The sequence below is a fragment of the Streptomyces sp. NPDC001750 genome (genome assembly GCF_042892615.1).
Classification (GTDB): domain Bacteria; phylum Actinomycetota; class Actinomycetes; order Streptomycetales; family Streptomycetaceae; genus Streptomyces.
This window is the reverse complement of record NZ_JBIAUE010000009.1, coordinates 1-18603: the sequence shown is the minus strand read 5'-3', so window position 1 is coordinate 18603 and position 18603 is coordinate 1. Positions and strand designations below refer to the sequence as shown.

13 protein-coding genes are annotated in these 18603 nt (G+C 72.4%); 11 read left to right on the top strand and 2 right to left on the bottom strand.

Features of this window, described 5'->3' with window-relative positions:
- Positions 1–362: 362 nt before the first annotated feature.
- Both ACFYY6_RS16220 and ACFYY6_RS16215 read left to right on the top strand, forming a co-directional pair.
- Positions 363–4340 (top strand): glycosyltransferase, encoded by a 3978-nt coding sequence (locus ACFYY6_RS16220; RefSeq protein ID WP_389193648.1) that lies wholly within the window; start codon positions 363–365, stop codon positions 4338–4340.
- Positions 4337–5905, top strand: a complete 1569-nt coding sequence (locus ACFYY6_RS16215; RefSeq protein WP_389193645.1) for a DUF5719 family protein — start codon at positions 4337–4339, stop codon at positions 5903–5905. Before ACFYY6_RS16220 ends, ACFYY6_RS16215 begins: the two co-directional genes overlap by 4 nt.
- 156 nt (positions 5906–6061) lie before the next feature.
- Here ACFYY6_RS16215 and ACFYY6_RS16210 read toward each other — a convergent pair whose 3' ends face one another.
- Entirely contained in the window at positions 6062–6505 is a 444-nt protein-coding gene (locus tag ACFYY6_RS16210; RefSeq protein WP_073791377.1) for a metallopeptidase family protein, read from the bottom strand.
- A gap of 321 nt (positions 6506–6826) precedes the next feature.
- Here ACFYY6_RS16210 and ACFYY6_RS16205 point away from each other — a divergent pair, with 321 nt between their 5' ends.
- The 8 genes from ACFYY6_RS16205 to ACFYY6_RS16170 all read left to right on the top strand — a co-directional run bounded on the left by ACFYY6_RS16205 (position 6827) and on the right by ACFYY6_RS16170 (position 15923).
- Positions 6827–7204, top strand: a complete 378-nt coding sequence (locus tag ACFYY6_RS16205) for a DUF3499 domain-containing protein (protein ID WP_351522831.1) — start codon at positions 6827–6829, stop codon at positions 7202–7204.
- Between the two features lie 207 nt (positions 7205–7411).
- Positions 7412–8797, top strand: a complete 1386-nt coding sequence (locus ACFYY6_RS16200) for a phosphomannomutase/phosphoglucomutase (protein WP_351624213.1) — start codon at positions 7412–7414, stop codon at positions 8795–8797.
- A 202-nt stretch (positions 8798–8999) separates the two neighbouring features.
- Positions 9000–9182, top strand: coding sequence for a Trm112 family protein (locus ACFYY6_RS16195; protein WP_073791360.1), 183 nt, complete (start codon positions 9000–9002; stop codon positions 9180–9182).
- Between the two features lie 201 nt (positions 9183–9383).
- The gene (locus ACFYY6_RS16190; protein ID WP_351624215.1) at positions 9384–10520 is read left to right on the top strand and encodes an SIS domain-containing protein; all 1137 of its coding nucleotides are present in this window, start codon (positions 9384–9386) and stop codon (positions 10518–10520) included.
- 289 nt (positions 10521–10809) lie between these two features.
- Positions 10810–11988: a mannose-6-phosphate isomerase, class I gene (manA, locus tag ACFYY6_RS16185; RefSeq protein ID WP_351522834.1), complete on the top strand. Its 1179-nt coding sequence runs from the start codon at positions 10810–10812 to the stop codon at positions 11986–11988.
- A gap of 96 nt (positions 11989–12084) precedes the next feature.
- Positions 12085–13107 (top strand): cation diffusion facilitator family transporter, encoded by a 1023-nt coding sequence (locus ACFYY6_RS16180; protein ID WP_351522836.1) that lies wholly within the window; start codon positions 12085–12087, stop codon positions 13105–13107.
- Positions 13108–13652: 545 nt separating this feature from the next.
- Positions 13653–15110 (top strand): adenosylhomocysteinase, encoded by a 1458-nt coding sequence (gene ahcY / locus ACFYY6_RS16175; protein WP_351522841.1) that lies wholly within the window; start codon positions 13653–13655, stop codon positions 15108–15110.
- A 201-nt stretch (positions 15111–15311) separates the two neighbouring features.
- Positions 15312–15923, top strand: coding sequence for a hypothetical protein (locus ACFYY6_RS16170; protein WP_351624219.1), 612 nt, complete (start codon positions 15312–15314; stop codon positions 15921–15923).
- 61 nt (positions 15924–15984) lie between these two features.
- On the opposite strand, the gene ACFYY6_RS16165 is transcribed toward ACFYY6_RS16170, so the two are convergent.
- Complete coding sequence (locus ACFYY6_RS16165) at positions 15985–17016, bottom strand: RDD family protein (protein ID WP_351624221.1); 1032 nt, start codon at positions 17014–17016, stop codon at positions 15985–15987.
- Positions 17017–17136: 120 nt separating this feature from the next.
- On the opposite strand from ACFYY6_RS16165, the gene ACFYY6_RS16160 reads away from it, so the two are divergent.
- Positions 17137–18144, top strand: a complete 1008-nt coding sequence (locus ACFYY6_RS16160; RefSeq protein WP_351522840.1) for a stage II sporulation protein M — start codon at positions 17137–17139, stop codon at positions 18142–18144.
- Positions 18145–18603: the final 459 nt, after the last annotated feature.

Genomic DNA, 18603 nt, shown 5'->3' with positions numbered 1-18603 from the left:
GATGCGCCGTCACGACCATGGCCCGTCGCCCGCCACCCGCCCGCGGACGACGGGCCATCACCATGTGCGGCTGCCCGTTCTCGTGGCACCCGCCCCCGCCGGGCCGCCCGCTCGCGCGTCGCCCGGGGCTTGCCCGCCGCCGCTCCCGTGCACACCCGGGGCAGCCCGCCGCCCGCTCGCGCGTCCCCCGGCACCGCCCGTCGCGGCCCCCCGTCCGAGCGCTCGGCGCCACCGGGGTGAGCCGTACCGGTTAGTGTGGGGCCCCGTCCGAGACGCGCCAACGCCCCGACGGAGCGCGCGCGTACACCGATGCAGCCCCCGGGGGAATCGCCCCCGGACCCGGCCGGAGGGCCCGTACCTCGATGTCCGTGCACAGCCAAACGACGGCGCCGTACGCGGCTGCCGTCGCCCCCGAGTTCCCCCGGCATGTCGTCACCGCCGTGCTCGTCTCCCACGACGGCGCGCGCTGGCTGCCCGACGCGCTCGCCGGACTGCTCGGGCAGGAACGCCCCGTACAGAACGCCGTCGCCGCGGACACCGGCAGCGCCGACGACTCCGCCCGGCTGGTCACCGAGGCGCTCGGCGCCGACCGCGTCCTGCACCTCGCGCGGCGCACCGGTTTCGGCGCGGCCGTCGACGAGGCGGCCCGTACGGCCGGCGTCCTCACCCCCGAGGACCTGCCCTACCTGAAGCGGCCCGGCAACTGGGACCCCGTCACCAAGACCTGGCGCGACGACACTTACGACCTCCCCGAGCTCCCGCACGGCGAACCCGTGCAGTGGCTCTGGCTGCTCCACGACGACTGCGCGCCCGCGCCCGACGCGCTCGCCGAGCTGCTGCGGGTCGTCGACAACGACCCGCACGCCGCGATCGTCGGCCCCAAGCTCCGCGGCTGGTACGACCGCAAGCAGCTCCTCGAGGTCGGCGTCTCCATCGCCAACAGCGGCCGCCGCTGGACCGGCCTCGACCGGCGCGAACAGGACCAGGGACAGCACGACCAGGTCCGTACCGTGCTCTCCGTCTCCACCGCCGGGATGCTGATCCGCCGTGACGTCTGGGAGGAGCTCGGCGGTTTCGACCGCGCGCTCCCGCTGATGCGCGACGACGTCGACCTGTGCTGGCGCGCGCACGTCGCCGGACACCGGGTCCTGGTCGCCCCCGACGCCGTCCTCCGGCACGCCGAGGCGTCCGCCCGTGAGCGCCGCCCCATCGACTGCGTGGGGCGCTCAGTCGCCTCCCCGCACCGCGTCGACAAGGCCGGTGCCGTCTACACGATGCTGGCCAACGCCCGCGGCAAGGCGCTGCCCTGGGTGCTGCTGCGGCTCGTCGTCGGCAGCCTCCTGCGCGCCCTCGCCTACCTCGTCGGCAAGGTGCCCGGCCAGGCGCTCGACGAGATCACCGGGCTGGTCGGCACCCTGCTGCGCCCCGGACGGATCCTCGCCGCCCGCCGCGCCCGCGCCGGTGGCGTCGTCGACCAGGCCGAACTGCGCGGTCTGTTCCCGCCGCCCGGCGCCACCGTCCGGGCCACCGTCGACCAGATCGCCGGGAACCTCGGCAACCGGTCCGACGCCGATTCGGGCGGCTCGCGGCACGGCGCCGTGGAGTCCGGCCCCGGCGGCGACGACGCCGACTTCCTGGAGATCGAACAGTTCGCGCGGCTGAAGCGGATCGGGCGCAAGCCCGGCCCGGTGCTCTTCGCCGTCCTCCTCCTCGTCTCGCTCGTCGCCTGCCGCGGCCTGCTCGGCGGCGGTGCGCTCGCGGGCGGCGCCCTGTTGCCCGCGCCCGCCGACGTCTCCGACCTGTGGGGCCGGTACGCGGACGGCTGGCACCCGGTCGGTACCGGCGGCACCCAGACCGCACCGCCCTACCTCGCCGTGCTCTCGGCCTTGTCCGCGCTGTTCCTCGGCTCGACCGGCTTCGCGCTCACGCTGCTGCTGGTCTGCTCGGTCCCGCTCGCCGGACTCACCGCGTACTTCGCCTCCCGCCCGCTGCTCCCGTCCCGACTGCTGCGTGCCTGGGCGAGCGTCGCGTACGCCTTCCTGCCCGCCGCGACCGGCGCGCTCGCGACCGGCCGCCTCGGCACCGCCGTACTCGCCGTCCTGCTCCCGCTGATCGCCCGCGCCGCCGTCTCCGCGCACGGCATGCGCGCCACCGGCGACGCGCGCGGCAGCTGGCGCGCCACCTGGACGTACACCCTGCTCCTCACCGTCGCGATGGCGTTCACCCCCGTCGTGTGGCCGATGGCCGTGGTCCTCGGCATCGGTGTGCTCGTCCTGCGCCGCCAGGACATCGCCGCGTACGGCCTCCGCTTCCTCGCCGCGATCGGCACGCCGCTGCTGGTCCTCGCGCCGTGGTCGCTCTCGCTCCTCGCCGCCCCGTCCGGCTTCCTGAAGGAGGCGGGCCTCGACCTCGGTACGGGCACGGCCTCCGCGCTCGACCTGCTCGGCATCAGCCCCGGCGGCCCCAAGGCCGCGGGCGGCGTGCTGCTGCTCGGCGTCGTGCTGGCGGCGCTGGCCGCGCTGCTGCGCGCGGAGCGGCAGTTCGCGGTGCGCACCGCGTGGGCGGTGGCGCTGGTGGCGCTGTTCTTCGCCGCGCTCACCAACGGCTCCGCCTGGGCGGGCCCGGCCACGCTCGTCTACGGGATCGCGCTGATCGCCGCCGCGCTGGTCGGTGCGGACGGCGCCCGGGTACGCGTCGCCGAACTCAGCTTCGGCTGGCGCCAGCCCGTCGCCGCGCTGATCGCCCTCGCCGCGGGCCTCGCTCCGGTGCTGGCCGCCGCAGGGTGGATGATCGGCGGCGCCGCGGGCCCGCTGGAGCGCCGCGACCCGGTACAGGTGCCCGCGTTCGTCGCGGAGGAGAGCACCACCCGCGACCAGCCGCGCACCCTCGTCCTCGGCGGTACCTCGCCCGCCACCGTCTCGTACACCCTGGTGCGCGGCTCCGGCGCGCGGCTCGGCGACGCCGAACTGATCGAGGCGGGCGGCAGCAACAGCCACCTCGACAAGGTCGTCGCCAACCTCGTCGCGGGCTCCGGCGCCGACCAGGGCAGCCAGCTCAGCGGGTTCGCGATCCGTTACGTCCTGGTCCGCGACGGGGCCCCGAAGGAGATGAGCCGGGTCCTGGACACGACCCCCGGTCTCAGCAGGCTCAGCCAACTGGACGGCAGCGCGCTGTGGCGGGTCGACCGGCAGGTCGCGCGCATCATGATCGTCCCGTCCGGTGCCGACGGCGAGCAGCTGCCGGTGGGCTCCCTCCCCGTCGAGGCGCACACGAAGATTCCGGCGGGCGGCCCCGGCCGTCTGCTGCGGATCGCCGACGCCGCCGACCCGAACTGGCGCGCCACGCTCGACGGACGCGCCCTGACCCCGAAGACCGTCGACGGCTGGGCCCAGGGCTTCGAACTGCCCGCCGAGGGCGGCAGCCTGGACCTGACGTACGACGCGCCGTTCACCCACACCGCCTGGATCTGGGCCCAGTGCGCGCTGGCCGTGGTGCTGGTGGTCATGGCGCTGCCGGGCCGTCGCCGGGAGATCGACGACGACCTCCCGGAGGAGGGCATGGCCGCGGCCGCGGAACCGGCCGAGGGCGAGGGGCGCCGGTCCCGCAGGCTCCGCGCCGCCGCCCGCGCGGAGGCCGAGGCCGCCTCGGCCGGAGGCGTGGGCGGGAGCGCCGAGGACGCCGCGGGGGAATACGCCCCGGCCCAGCAGAACGCCGAACCGGGAACGGGACCCGAGCCCGGCCGGCCGGACGGTCAGGAGACCTACGCGCCCCGGGCGGACGGGCAGGACGGCTTCGCCCCGGACACCGACGGGACCCGGGACGGCTTCGCCCCCGGTGCCGAAGGCGACCCGTACGCCGTTCCGCAGCAGCAGTACGGCGAATGGGACGCGGGCCGGTACCAGGACGCGGGCCACCAGCCGTACCCGAACGCCCCCTACCAGGACGCCGGATACGGCACGCCGCAGGAGCACCGGCACACCGCTGACCCGTACCCGCAGAACGGCGCCCACGACCCGAACGTCTACGACCCGAACGCCTACACCACGCACACCTACGACCCGAACGCCTACACCACGCACACCTACGACCCGAACGCCTACGACCCGTACGGATACGACCCGCAGCACCAGCAGTACGACCCGCAGCACCAGCAGTACGACCCGCAGCACCAGCAGTACGACCCCCAGGTCCCGCAGTACGACCCGCAGGCGGCCTCCTACGACACCCGCGCCGGCTACGGCGGGCAGGGCGGGTACGAACCGCAGAACCCCGACGAGAACACCGCCCCGGGCCAGAACCCGTGGCCGACCGGTAACGCATCGCGAGGCGAGTCCGAGTGAAGTCCAGCAGCCTGTCCCTCATCGCGGGCACCGTAGCCCTCGCCGCCGTCACCGGATTCGCCGCGCTGGCCGCGCCTGGTGACACGAGCGCGGCGGAACCGAAGGCGGCCACCCGGCTGCCGGTCGAACGGTCCAGCCTGCTCTGCCCGGCGCCCGGCCGCTCGGACCTCGCCGAGACGACATACACCGCCTACACCCCGGCCGCGGACGTCGGAGGCGGCGGGGCCGGTACGGCCGAACTGACGCCGTCCACGGCGGCCACGGCCGACGGCACCACGGGCGGGACCGGAAAGGGTGACGCCGGTAAGGAGGAGGACAAGAAGAAGGACGACAAGGACGACGGCAAGGGCGACAGGAAGACGGACTCCCCGAAGCCCGTCCTCTCCCTGAAGGAGCCCGGCAAGCCGGTCACCGCCGAGGTCTCCGGGGCCGACGCCCCCGCATTGGTCGGCACCGCCACCGGGCGCCTGGCCCCCGGATGGGCCGCCCAGCAGACCACCGTGGTCGAGGCGGGCGCCCGCGGCCTGCTCGGCGTCAGCTGCACCTCGCCGGGCGCCGACTTCTGGTTCCCGGCCGTGAGCACCGCGAAGTCCCGCGAGGACTATGTCCACCTCACCAACCCGGACGACACCGCGGCCGTCGCCGACATCGAGTTGTACGGCCCGGACGGCAGCCTCAAGTCGGACGTCGGCGAGGGCATCACGGTGCCCGCCCGTTCCGGCGTCCGCGTCCTGATCTCGACGCTGACCAGCGAGGCGGTCGAGGACGTGACCGCCCACGTCACCACCCGCACTGGACGTGTCGGCGCCGCCGTGAGGACCGCGGACGATACGACCGGCAGCGACTGGCTGGCCGCCTCCGTCTCCCCGAACGGCACCCTGGTGCTCCCGGGCATCCCGGCAGACGCCACATCCGTCCGTCTGGTCGCCTTCGCGCCCGGCGACGACGACGCCGACCTGAAGGTCCAGCTGCTCAGCCCGGGCGGCCCGATCTCACCGGTCGGGAACGAGAGCCTGCACGTCAAGTCGCGGATGACGGCGGGCGTCGACCTGAAGGACGTCACCAGGGGCGAACCCGGCTCACTGCTGCTGAGCCCGACGAAGGGCGGCGAGGGCACCCCGGTGGTGGCCGCGCTGCGCGTGGTCCGCGGCAAGGGCGCCGGCCGGGAGGCCGGCTACATCCCGGCGGCCGGTCCGGTGGGGGCGCAGACGACGGCGGCGGACAACCGGGCCAAGGGGTCGACCCTCTCGCTCACCGCGCCCGGTGCCACCGGCACCGTGAAGGTGATCGCCTCGGCGGGCAGCAAGGGCGGCGAACAGGTCGTCAAGACGTACACGGTCAAGGGCGGTACGACCCTCGCGGTCACCCCACCCGTGCCGTCGGGCCTCAAGGGCGGCTACGCGCTGACGGTCCGTACGGAGTCGGGCGGACCGGTCCACGCCGCCCGCACGCTCAGCCTCCCGCAGGACGGCGTCCAGATGTTCACCGTGCAGACGCTGTCGGACGACCGCGGAACGGTGGCGGTGCCCGACGCGGTCCAGGACCTGTCGGTCCTGGACGACTGAACGCAACTGGACGACCGGACGCGGCGAGCGACCGGACGTGGCGGCGCGGTGGTCGGGGTGTCCCGGTGGGGGCGGCCCGGCCGCCGCGCCGTCCCGTTCCCGCCGACCCCTCTGATTTTTCCGCCCTCTCCGGTCCCGCCGTGCCCGCCGGCTCCGCTACTCCTGGCCGTACCGCGGATCCACCGACTCCGGCGAGAGCCCGAGCAGGTCCGCGACCTGCTCCACGACGACCTCGTGCACCAGCAGGGCACGTTCGTCACGGCTCTTGGCGCGGATCTCGACGGGCCGGCGGTAGACGACGATCTGCGCGGGCCGGTTCTTCTCCGCGGACGTCGCGCGTCCCAGAGGTACGGTCTCCGCCCGCACCTCCGAGGCATCGGCCGAGGGCACGTCCAGCACCATGAAGTCGACATCGGCCAGTTGCGGCCAGCGCCGTTCCAGCCGCTCCACGGAATCCTGCACGAGATCGCGGAAGCTCTCCGCCCTGCTCACCGACAGCGGCACCTGAGGCGGTGCCAGGGGCCCGCGCATGCCGCGGCCGTGACGGTCACGACGGCGTGGGCGGGGGTCGGAGGGGTGGGGAGGCACGGGACTGTCCATCACCGACGCAGCGTAACCCCCGCCGGGGCGTACGGATCGCCGCTTGCTGACGGAGCGTCGGCCTGTCCAATCATGAACAATCCGGCCAAACAGCAGGCCGTTTCAAGCCCGGCTCGCGACCGGTGTTCTCCTGCTGAATGACAGCTTTTGTGTCGAGGGGCGACCGGAATCGTTGCCGCCGTGACCTGCGTTTCTCTGTTTCCTCGCAGGTCAGAAGGTTGTCCGAAAGACAGTTGTGCCAGAGGTCACAGGGCGACACGGTGGGGTGACCTGGGGGAGAGTCGTCGCAGCCCGCTCAAGAGTGCGGTACCGTCCAACATCGTGAGCCCTGTACGTCGCTGTTCGCGCACCGCGTGCGGCCGCCCTGCCGTCGCGACACTGACGTACGTCTATGCCGACTCGACTGCGGTCCTCGGCCCGCTCGCCACCTACGCCGAGCCCCACTGCTACGACCTCTGTGCCGAGCACAGTGAGCGGCTGACCGCACCACGCGGCTGGGAAGTCGTCCGTCTCTCCGACCCCTCCGCCCCCACACGCCCCAGCGGCGACGACCTCGAAGCGCTCGCCAACGCCGTACGGGAAGCGGCGCGTCCGCACGACCGTGGCGGTGACGGCAGGAACGGCGGCCCGCAGACCGCCGACCCGATGGAGGTCGCGCGCCGCGGCCATCTGCGGGTGCTCCGCTCCCCGGACTCCTGACCGCTCCTCACCCCGGCCGGTTCTCCTGTCGGCCGGCTCCTTCCCGCCCGACCGTCGTTCCCGGACCCGGGGTCGTCATGGTCGTCGGGAAGGCTCTCGCGAAGTCGTCGCACCCGAGCCGTTTTGAGGCGCCGGATCCCCCGGGACCTGCTGGAACGGGCGCCGGGTAGTTTGGGCGGACCGCAGAGAACTCAGGAGGACCGGCCCGTGGCTGCTGACCTGTCGCAGATCGTGAAGGCGTACGACGTGCGCGGGGTGGTGCCCGACCAGTGGGACGAATCGCTCGCCGAATACTTCGGGGCGGCGTTCGTCGAGGTGACCGGCGCGGACGCGATCGTGATCGGTCACGACATGCGGCCCTCGTCGCCGGGCCTCTCGGCGGCCTTCGCCCGCGGCGCGGCGGCACGCGGCGCGGACGTCACCCTGATCGGTCTCTGCTCGACCGACCAGCTCTACTTCGCCTCCGGCAGCTTCGGTCTCCCCGGCGCGATGTTCACCGCCTCGCACAACCCGGCCCGGTACAACGGCATCAAGCTCTGCCGGGCGGGTGCCGCACCCGTGGGCCAGGACACCGGTCTCGCCGAGATCCGGACCCTGGTCGAGAAATGGTCCGAGGCCGGGGCACCGGAACCGGTCGTCACCCCCGGCACCGTCACCGAACGCGAGACACTGACCGACTACGCCGCGTACCTGCTGTCCCTCGTCGACCTCTCGTCGATGCGCCCGCTGAAGGTCGTCGTCGACGCGGGCAACGGCATGGGCGGCCACACGGTGCCGACCGTCCTCGGCGGCCTCCCGGTCGACCTCGTACCGATGTACTTCGAGCTCGACGGCACGTTCCCCAACCACGAGGCCAACCCCCTCGACCCGAAGAACCTCGTCGACCTCCAGGCCCGCGTCGTGGCCGAGGGCGCCGACCTGGGCCTCGCCTTCGACGGCGACGCGGACCGCTGCTTCGTCGTCGACGAACGCGGCAGGGGCGTCTCGCCGTCCGCGATCACCGCCCTGGTCGCCGCCCGGGAACTCGACCGCAACGGCGGCCGGGGCACTGTCATCCACAATCTGATCACCTCGCTCTCGGTCCCCGAGGTGATCCGCGAACACGGCGGCACCCCGGTCCGCACCCGTGTGGGCCACTCCTTCATCAAGGCGGAGATGGCCGCGCACGGAGCGATCTTCGGCGGCGAGCACTCCGCGCACTACTACTTCCGCGACTTCTGGAACGCCGACACGGGCATGCTCGCCGCGCTGCACGTCCTGGCCGCGCTCGGGAGCCGGCCCGGGCCGCTGTCCGAACTGGTCGCCCAGTACGACCGCTACACCGGCTCCGGCGAGATCAACTCCACGGTCGCCGACCAGCCGGGCCGTACGGCGGCGGTACGCGCGTCCTTCGCGCCCCGCGACGGCGTCACGACCGACGAGCTGGACGGCCTGACGGTCACGGGCCCGGACTGGTGGTTCAACCTGCGGGCCTCCAACACGGAACCGCTGCTGCGCCTGAACGTCGAGGCCCGCGACGAGCGGACGATGACCGCCGTACGGGACGAGGTGCTGGCCGTTGTCCGGGCCGTCCCCGGCCCGTCCGGCGACTGACGACCAGCGCCGGGGCACCGACACGCGCACTCGTGCGCGGCACCGACGGGCGAGCCCCGGCGAGCGGGGCCGCCGGAACCGGGCGGGGCCGCGCCACCCGGGCCGCGCCCACCGCACCCCGGCGGTAGGCTGACGTCGCCCGGTCCGCGCGCGGGCGAACCGCTTGACCGAATGCCCGAAGACGCCTGAAGGGACCCCGCCCATGCCGCTCGAAGCCGGCCTTCTGGAGATCCTCGCCTGCCCGGCCTGTCACTCCCCGCTCGACGACCGGTCGGCGGCCGACAGCCCCGAGCTGGTGTGCACCGGCGAGAACTGCGGCCTGGCCTACCCGGTCCGGGACGGCATCCCGGTCCTCCTCGTCGACGAGGCCCGTCGCCCCCGATGACGGGGTCCGCCCCGGGCGGCGGCATCCGCCCGGCGGTGGTGCACGTGGCCGCCTGAGCGGTACGCGTGCCCGAGTGAACGGCATCCGCGCCCCGCGGCGTCGGTGCCTTCACGGCATCCGTGCCCTCGTGGCATCCGTGCCCGAGGCCGCGCGGTGATCAGCAGGTGATCGTGATCAGCAGGTGATCGGAGGACCGTCCCCATGCTCGACGAGTCGCTGCTCGACGCCCCGGACGCCCTGGCACGGGCCGACCGCCGGGGTCTGCTCCGCGGCGCCGCCGAGGCCGGAGCTCGGGTCCGCACCGCCGCCCGGCACGCGGCCGAGGCCGGAATCGCCGGGCTGAACCCGGAGGGCCGCCCCCGTGCCGTGCTCCTCGCGGGCTCCGGCACCGCGGCGGCGGGCGTCGCCGACCTGATCACCGCCCTCGCGGGCGCCTCCGCGCCCGTCACCCGCATCCACCCCACCGGGGTCGCCCCCGCCGCGGGTGCCCTGCGCTGGGCGCTGCCCGGCTGGGCCGGCTCGGTGGACCTGCTGCTGATCGTCACGGCCGACGGTTCCGAGCCGGGCCTCTCCCTCCTCGCCGAACAGGCGTACCGGCGCGGCTGCAGCGTCGTCGCGGTCGCTCCGCGGCAGTCACCGCTGCGCGAGGCGATCGACGGCGCGCGCGGTCTCGTCGTACCGATGGCCACCGCCCCCTACGGCGAGTACGACGCGGAGACGTCGGCGGCCGGGCCGGGCACGCTCTGGGCACTGTTCACCCCGCTGCTCGCACTGCTCGACCAAGTCGGCCTGGTCACCGCGTCCGCCCAGGAACTCCAGGGCGTCGCCGACCGCCTCGACCGCACCGCGGAACGCTGTGGCCCGGCCATCGCCACGTACAGCAACCCGGCGAAGACCCTCGCCGCCGAGCTCGCCGACAGCCTCCCCCTCGTCTGGACCGAGGGGGACACGGCGGGCCCGGTGGGCCGCCGGTTCGCCGCGGTGCTTGCCGAACTGTCCGGCCGTCCGGCCCTCGCCGCCGAACTCCCCGAGGCCCTTCCCGCCCACGGCGCGCTGCTGGCGGGTGCCTTCGCGGCCGGCGCCGACCCCGACGACTTCTTCCGTGACCGGGTCGAGGAGCCGGAACCCCTGCACACCCGCGTCGTCCTGCTCCGGGACCGCCCGGCGGGCGGCCTCAGCGCCGCCCCCGCCGCCCGCGAACTGGCCCTCGGCCACGACACGGCGATCAGCGAACTCGAACCGGAGGACGGCACCGCACTCGAAGCCCTCGCCGAACTTCTCGCGGTCACCGACTTCGCCGCCGTCTACCTGGCGCTGGCGTCGTCAGCCCGCGCCTGACCCCTCCGCACCCCTCGCCCGGAGCACCGTCCCCGGACGAGGGGTGCGTCCCGACCCGGAAAACGGTCCACCCCCAGCCCTGGCATCCTGGAAAGCGCTTCCCGGAGAGCGGGGCCCCGGGCCCGGCCACCGCACCGTCCGATCACCGCACCCGCCCGTACAGCATCCGCACACCGCCCGGCCACCACCACGACACCATCCGAGCCGCCCCGCACACCACACTGCCCCAGACACCCCTGATCCGCGCACCCACGGGGATTCATACATCCCACGAGCACGAGGACGAACCATGGACCGGCTCTCCAACACCGTCCGCCCGTACGCCTGGGGCTCCACGACCGCCATCCCGGAGCTGCTCGGCGTCGCCCCCACCGGTGAACCCCAGGCCGAGATGTGGATGGGTGCCCACCCCGGCGCCCCCTCCCGCCTCACCCGCACCACCGGCGCCGCGGCGGGCCGAGAGCAGTCCCTCGCCGAGGTCATCGCCGCCGATCCGGAGGGCGAACTGGGCCGGGCCACCGTCGACAAGTTCGGCCCCCACCTGCCCTTCCTCCTCAAGCTCCTCGCCGCGGGTGCTCCGCTCTCCCTCCAGGTCCATCCCGACCTCGACCAGGCCCGGCGCGGCTACGCGGACGAGGAGCGCCGTTCCGTCCCGGTCGATGCCCCCCACCGCACATACAAGGACGCCAGCCACAAACCCGAGCTGATCTGCGCGCTCACCCCCTTCGCCGGTCTGTGCGGCTTCCGCAGGCCCGACGAGGCCGCCGCGACGATGGCGGCCCTCGGTGTCGACTCGCTCAAGCCGTACGCCGACCTTCTCGGCGCCCACCCCGAGGAAGCGGCCCTGCGCGAGGTCCTCACCGCGGTCCTCGGCGCCGACCCCGCGGAGACCGCCGAGACCGTGAACGAGGCAGCGGCCGCGGCGCAGCGCCTCGGCGGCGCCCTCACCCCGTACGCCCGGATCGCCCACCACTTCCCCGGCGACCCCGGCGTCATCGCCGCGATGCTGCTGAACTACGTGGAGCTCCAGCCCGGCGAGGCCCTGTTCCTCGGTGCCGGCGTCCCGCACGCCTACCTCGACGGCCTCGGCGTCGAGATCATGGCGAACTCGGACAACGTGCTGCGCTGCGGACTCACGCCCAAGCACGTCGACGTGCCCGAACTCCTGCGCGTCGTCCGCTTCGAGCCGACCGAACCGGGCATCCTGCGCCCCGAGGCGTCCCCGTCCGGCGAGGAACTGTACGAGACGCCCGTGGACGAGTTCCGGCTCTCGCGCTTCGACCTGTCGCCCGGGGCCGAACCCGTCGACCTGACCCGGAGCACCCCGCAGATCCTGCTGTGCACCGCGGGCGCCCCGAAGGCGGGCACGATCGGCCTCACCCCCGGCGCCTCGGTCTTCGTGCCTGCCGGCGAGAAGACCGAAGTGTCTGGTATGGGAACTCTGTTCCGGGCCACAGTGGTGGCCTGACGAACCTTCCGCACCGGCGGCTGCAACAATGTCCGGCCGTACCGCGGCGCCCAGGGCCGCAACACCGAAGAACCGACGAAGGGACATCAGGCACCCATGAGTGCGTCAGGCGGAACCAAGGCGATCGTGGCGGCACTCGGCGCCAACCTCGCGATCGCCGCGGCCAAGTTCGTCGCGTTCCTGTTCAGCGGCTCGTCGTCGATGCTCGCGGAGAGCGTCCACTCGGTCGCCGACTCGGGGAACCAGGGACTGCTGCTGCTCGGCGGCAAGAAGGCCCGGCGCGAGGCGACCCCCCAGCACCCCTTCGGCTACGGCCGCGAGCGTTACATCTACGCCTTCCTCGTCTCCATCGTGCTGTTCTCGGTCGGTGGCATGTTCGCGCTGTACGAGGGCTACGAGAAGATCAAGCACCCGCACGAGGTCGAGTCCTGGTACTGGCCGGTGGGCGTTCTCGTCTTCGCGATCATCGCCGAGGGCTTCTCCTTCCGCACCGCCATAAAGGAGTCCAACGAGACCCGCGGCTCGCTGTCGTGGAGGGAGTTCATCCGCCGGGCGAAGGCCCCCGAACTCCCCGTCGTGCTCCTGGAGGACTTCGGCGCACTGATCGGTCTGGTGCTCGCCCTCGGTGGTGTCGGAATGGCGCTCGCGACCGGCGACGGCGTCTGGGACGGCATCGGCACCCTCTGCATCGGCGCCCTGCTGATCATCATCGCGATCGTGCTCGCCGCCGAGACCAAGTCCCTGCTGCTCGGCGAGGCCGCCGGCGCCGACCAGGTCGAGAAGATCAAGGCAGCGGCCGTCGACGGCGACACCGTCACCCGCGTCATCCACATGCGCACGCTCCACCTCGGCCCGGAGGAACTGCTGGTCGCCGCCAAGATCGCGGTGCGGCACGACGACACCGCCTCCGAGGTCGCCCATGCCATCAACGCCGCCGAGGCACGCATCCGCGAAGCCGTCCCGATCGCCCGCGTCATCTATCTGGAGCCGGACATCTACAGCGCGGCGGCCGCCGCGGCCGGCGCCAACCCTGGCAAGACCCCGGGCGGGGCACCGGAGGCCGGCCCGGGTACGCCCTCCGGGAAGACCCCGGACACCCCGGCGAATTCCGGCCACTGACCCGTCCAGCGGCCCATCCGCTGTCCCCTTCCGGCCCGTCCCGCGGTCTTCGGGCCGCATCCATGGTTCTTCGGACACACGGTCTTCGGACACACGGTCTTCGGACGCACGGTCTTCGAGCTGCCTGCCCGCTGCCTCGGCCCCTGCCGCAGCCGCAGGCGGGCCCCGCCCCGTGTTCCCGCTCCGCCCCTCTCCGGCCTCTTCTTGATCCCTCCCGGATCCCCATCCGGTCTTTCCCGGTCCCTTCCGGTCCGTTTCTTTCGGCCGTTCCCTGTCCGTTTCCGGCCTGGCCCGGCCGTGTCCACGGCCCGCTTCCGGCCACTCGCGATTTCGGGCGGGCTGGGAGCGCCCGGGGCGATCGGTGTAGATTCGACGGCAGTGTCAGACGTCGCTGCTGATGGCGGTCGATCGGTCCGCGCACGCGGGCCGGCCGAGGGAGAGAGGGCCTCCGACGGACTGCGCTGCGAATGCCCGGGCATCCGTGTGCCCGCGTGCCCGCAGAGCCAGCCGCCCACCTCGACACCCACCACGAGGAGCAGCCCGTTATGACAACGGTCGCCAACCAGCAGGACTTCAAGGTCGCCGACCTCTCCCTCGCGGCGTTCGGCCGCAAGGAGATCACCCTCGCCGAGCACGAGATGCCCGGCCTGATGTCGATCCGCAAGGAGTACGCCGCCGCCCAGCCGCTGGCCGGTGCCCGCATCACCGGTTCGCTGCACATGACCGTGCAGACGGCCGTGCTGATCGAGACCCTGGTCGCCCTCGGCGCCCAGGTCCGCTGGGCCTCCTGCAACATCTTCTCCACCCAGGACCATGCCGCCGCCGCCATCGCCGTCGGCCCGAACGGCACCCCGGACGCCCCCCAGGGCGTCCCGGTCTTCGCCTGGAAGGGCGAGACGCTCGAGGAGTACTGGTGGTGCACGGAGCAGGCTCTGACCTGGCCGAACACCGCCACCGGCGGCCCGAACATGATCCTCGACGACGGTGGTGACGCCACCCTCCTCGTCCACAAGGGCGTCGAGTTCGAGAAGGCCGGCGCGGTCCCGGACCCGTCGACGGCGGACAGCGAGGAGTACGGCCACATCCTCGCCCTGCTGACCCGCACCCTCGGTGAGTCCCCGCAGAAGTGGACCCAGCTGGCGTCCGAGATCCGCGGCGTCACCGAGGAGACCACGACCGGTGTCCACCGGCTCTACGAGATGCACCGCGACGGCACCCTCCTCTTCCCGGCGATCAACGTCAACGACGCCGTCACCAAGTCCAAGTTCGACAACAAGTACGGCTGCCGCCACTCCCTGATCGACGGCATCAACCGCGCCACGGACGTCCTCATCGGCGGCAAGACCGCGGTCGTCTGCGGCTACGGCGATGTCGGCAAGGGCTGCGCGGAGTCGCTGCGCGGCCAGGGCGCCCGCGTGATCATCACCGAGATCGACCCGATCTGCGCCCTCCAGGCGGCGATGGACGGCTACCAGGTGACCACCCTCGACGAGGTCGTCGACAAGGCCGACATCTTCGTCACCACCACGGGCAACAAGGACATCATCATGGCTACCGACATGGCCAGGATGAAGCACCAGGCCATCGTCGGGAACATCGGCCACTTCGACAACGAGATCGACATGGCCGGCCTCGCGAAGATCCCGGGCATCATCAAGGACGAGGTCAAGCCGCAGGTTCACACCTGGACGTTCCCCGACGGCAAGGTCCTCATCGTGCTGTCCGAGGGCCGCCTGCTCAACCTGGGCAACGCCACCGGCCACCCCTCGTTCGTGATGTCCAACTCGTTCGCGGACCAGACCCTGGCCCAGATCGAGCTGTACACCAAGCCGGAGGAGTACCCGACCGACGTCTACGTGCTGCCCAAGCACCTGGACGAGAAGGTCGCCCGCCTCCACCTCGACGCGCTCGGCGTCAAGCTGACGACGCTCCGTCCTGAGCAGGCCGCCTACATCGGCGTCCAGGTCGAGGGCCCGTACAAGCCGGACCACTACCGCTACTGAGCCGCCTCGCTCCGGCCGGTCGGCGACCGCGTACGCGCACACCGTCACCGGCCGGCCGCGGCACCACCGGCCGCCGATGACCTGGGCCGCCGACAGACGGAACAGCCCCAGCAGCGGTTACGAGCGCAGGCCCCCGCACCCCCGTGTCGGGGGCCTGCCCCGTACCGCGGCGGCTCAGCCCGAGGAACCCCGAAGGACCCCATGCCCCGCGGTCGATATTCGCTTCACGATCTCCACGACCACACCCTCCTCGGTGAAGAACACTTCCAGTGCGCCCCCGGCCCCTCCGGCTGGCGCTATGTCTCCCGGACCACCGCTCCTTCCGGCGACCCCCTCGGCTCCGTCGACCTGACCCTCGACGACCTGGGCCGCCCCATCCGTCTCGAACTCCATGCCGCGAGCTGGCAGGTCCGTGGCGCCGCCCTGGACGGCGTCACCTGGGTCCGTACCGACCCGACCGGCGTCCATGCCACGGAAGGCAATGTGCGCGCCCACTCCTTCACCGGCACGTCCCCCGCTTTCTACGTCGCGACATCGCGACTGCTGCGCCTCACCCCCGATTCCCCCGCGGCCCGTGTCCGCCTCGTCGCCTTCACGGATCCGGTCCTCGCCCCCCGCACCGTCGACCAGTCCTGGGCCCTGGTGAACAGTGAAGCGCACGCCACTGACAACGGCCCCCTGACCGTGGACGAATACCAGGTCAGCGCCCTGGACACGGGCGAGCGGCACACCGTTCACATCGCGGGTGACGTCGTGCTCTCGGCCCCCGGCATCGAACTCGAGGACCTCGACTCCCCACCCTCACAGCGTTAGAGCCGGAGCACATCGCGCCTCGCACGGGCTCACCGCGCGTCGGGGCACACACTCCACCACGTCAGGCAGGCGGGGCGAACCCTGTCGGGGCGGATCCCCGCCCGTCCTTCTCCATCACCGGGGCCGCGGGAGCACCCGTCTTCGCATCGCTCCCGGGCGACATCGGTCCGGGCGGCGCATGCGGTACGGCCACGCCCATCGAGCTCGCGCTCTCCGTAGGCCCCACCTGCCCCGTGTACCCGGCCACTCGCTCCGCATGTACGGCCGAACCAACCGCCGCGCTCGTCGCCCCCGACGCGCCCGGCCCACCCCGGGCCGTCCTGGGGACGGCCCGGGGCTGTGCGGTAGCGGTCACCACCCGCCGTGCGTCCCGCGCCTGCCGTTCGTTCACCACCGCCGCCAGATATGCCCCAGCGGGCACCCCCGCGGGCACGGGAACGCCGGTCCGCGTCGACAGCTCCCCGGCCAGCCGCTCCGCCATCGACTGGCCGATCTGCGCGTCGAGCTGGTGCATCCGCGTCAGGTACTGCCGTATCGCCAGCCACAGACCGTCCGGCACGGCCGACAGATCCAACGCGGAGAATCGGCCGACCAGCCACGGCGGCGGAGGCGGCACAACGGTCCCACGCCCCGCCGATATCCGCTCCCGCACGACGAGCGTGCCCGCGAACACGTCCCCCAGGCGACGCCCCCGTTCCGACACCAACGAGGCGATGCAGGCGACGACCCCGAATGTCAGCAGGATCTCGACGAACCCCATGGCCCCACGCATCAACGCGTGCCGGAAGCGAATCGGCCCCCCGTCGTCCCGGACCACTCGCAGCCCGCACGCCAGCTTTCCCAGCGAGCGACCACGGCTGAGCGTCTCCACCGCGATCGGCCCACCGATCAGCACCAGCAGGAACGCGGCGACGGATATCGCCGCGAAAGCCGCCTCGTCCAGCGTCGCCGTCGCCACGGTCAGTCCGATCGACACCAAGAAGAACGCCGCGCCCACCACGACGAGATCGATGGCCAAAGCTAGTGCCCGACTTGGCAGTCTCGCCGGCTGCAGACCCAGTACGACCGCGTCCCCGGTCACCAGTTGACTCATCCCAGCCCCATCCCTCGCCGGTCTTCCCTGCCCCTCGGGCTCTCAGTCTGCCAAGCTGACCCGCAACACGCCGCCGCGGTACGAACCCGAACACACCCTTGCCTGGAGCAGCAGCCGACCATGGACCTCGACGTCTTTGTGAACGCCCATCGCGCGGAGTGGGACCGTCTGGACCACCTCCTGCGCCGGGGACGCCGGCTCACCGGCGAGGAGGCCGACGAACTCGTCGAGCTCTATCAGCGCACGGCCACCCACCTCTCCCTCGTCCAGTCCAGCGCTCCGGACGCTGCGCTCATCGCGCGCCTCACCCAGCTCGTGGCCCGCGCCCGGTCCACGGTGACGGGCGCCCGCCGAGCCTCGTGGCGCGACGCCACCCGCTTCCTGACCGCCGGATTCCCGGCCGCGGTCCACCGCTCCCGGCACTGGTGGATACCGACGGCGGTGCTCTCCACGCTGCTGGCCGTGATCATCGGCTGGTGGATCGGCACGCACCCCGAAGTCCAGGCGGCCATCGCAGCCCCGGACGAGCTCCGCCGCCTGACCAGCCCCGGCGGGGAGTACGAGACCTACTACTCCAGCCACCCCGCTGCGTCGTTCGCGGCCCAGGTCTGGACGAACAACGCCAGAGCCGCCGCCATGTGCCTGGTCCTGGGCGCGTTCCTGGGCATCCCGGTGATCTGGATCCTCTTCGTCAACGTGCTCAACCTCGGAGTGGGCATCGGGCTGATGTCGTCGGCCGGCCGGCTGGACGTCTTCCTGGGGCTGATCCTCCCGCACGGTCTCCTCGAACTCACTGCTGTCTTCGTCGCGGCGGGCACCGGTCTCCGCCTGGGCTGGACGGTCATCGACCCGGGCCCGTACAGCCGCCGCTCGGCCCTCGCCCAGCAGGGCCGGGCGGCGATCGGCATGGCCATCGGCCTCGCCCTGATCCTGTTCGTCTCGGGTGTCATCGAAGGCTTCGTCACGCCTTCCGGCCTACCGACCTGGACCCGTATCGCCATCGGCATCGCGGCCGAGGCGGCCTTCCTCGTGTACGTCTACGTCCTGGGCGGCCGAGCATCGCGAGCAGGGGACCGGGGCGACATCGACGTCTCTGAACGCAGCGCCGAGCTGCCGGTCGCAGCCTGATGTGCATGCACCCCCGCTGACCTGCTAGTCTGCTCATCTCCCCAGGAGGCTGTTGACACGGTCGGCGTGGGGAGGTAGATTCTAACGGTTGCCACGGACTGGACAGGTCCGGGCCAGGCGGTTAGCCTCTACAATCGCATCTCTGCGGGAATGTAATTTCTGCAGGATCTTTGATTCTCTCAATTCGGATCGCATAACCGTCCAGAACGGTCGGATGCTTCTGATAAAGTCGAATCAGCCGAAAGGTGAAGGCCTTCCAGCGGCCACCGGAATTGAAATTCGGACCGGAAACGGAACGGAAAAGAATCTGGTAAGGTTGGAAAAGCCGAAAGGGAAAAGCGCGAAAGCGTGGGACCCGGAAGGTGAACCCGCTTCGACCGGGAATCGGACACGAAAGAGTCTGATAGAGTCGGAAACGCAAGACCGAAGGGAAAAGCCCGGAGGAAAGCCTGGACCGGA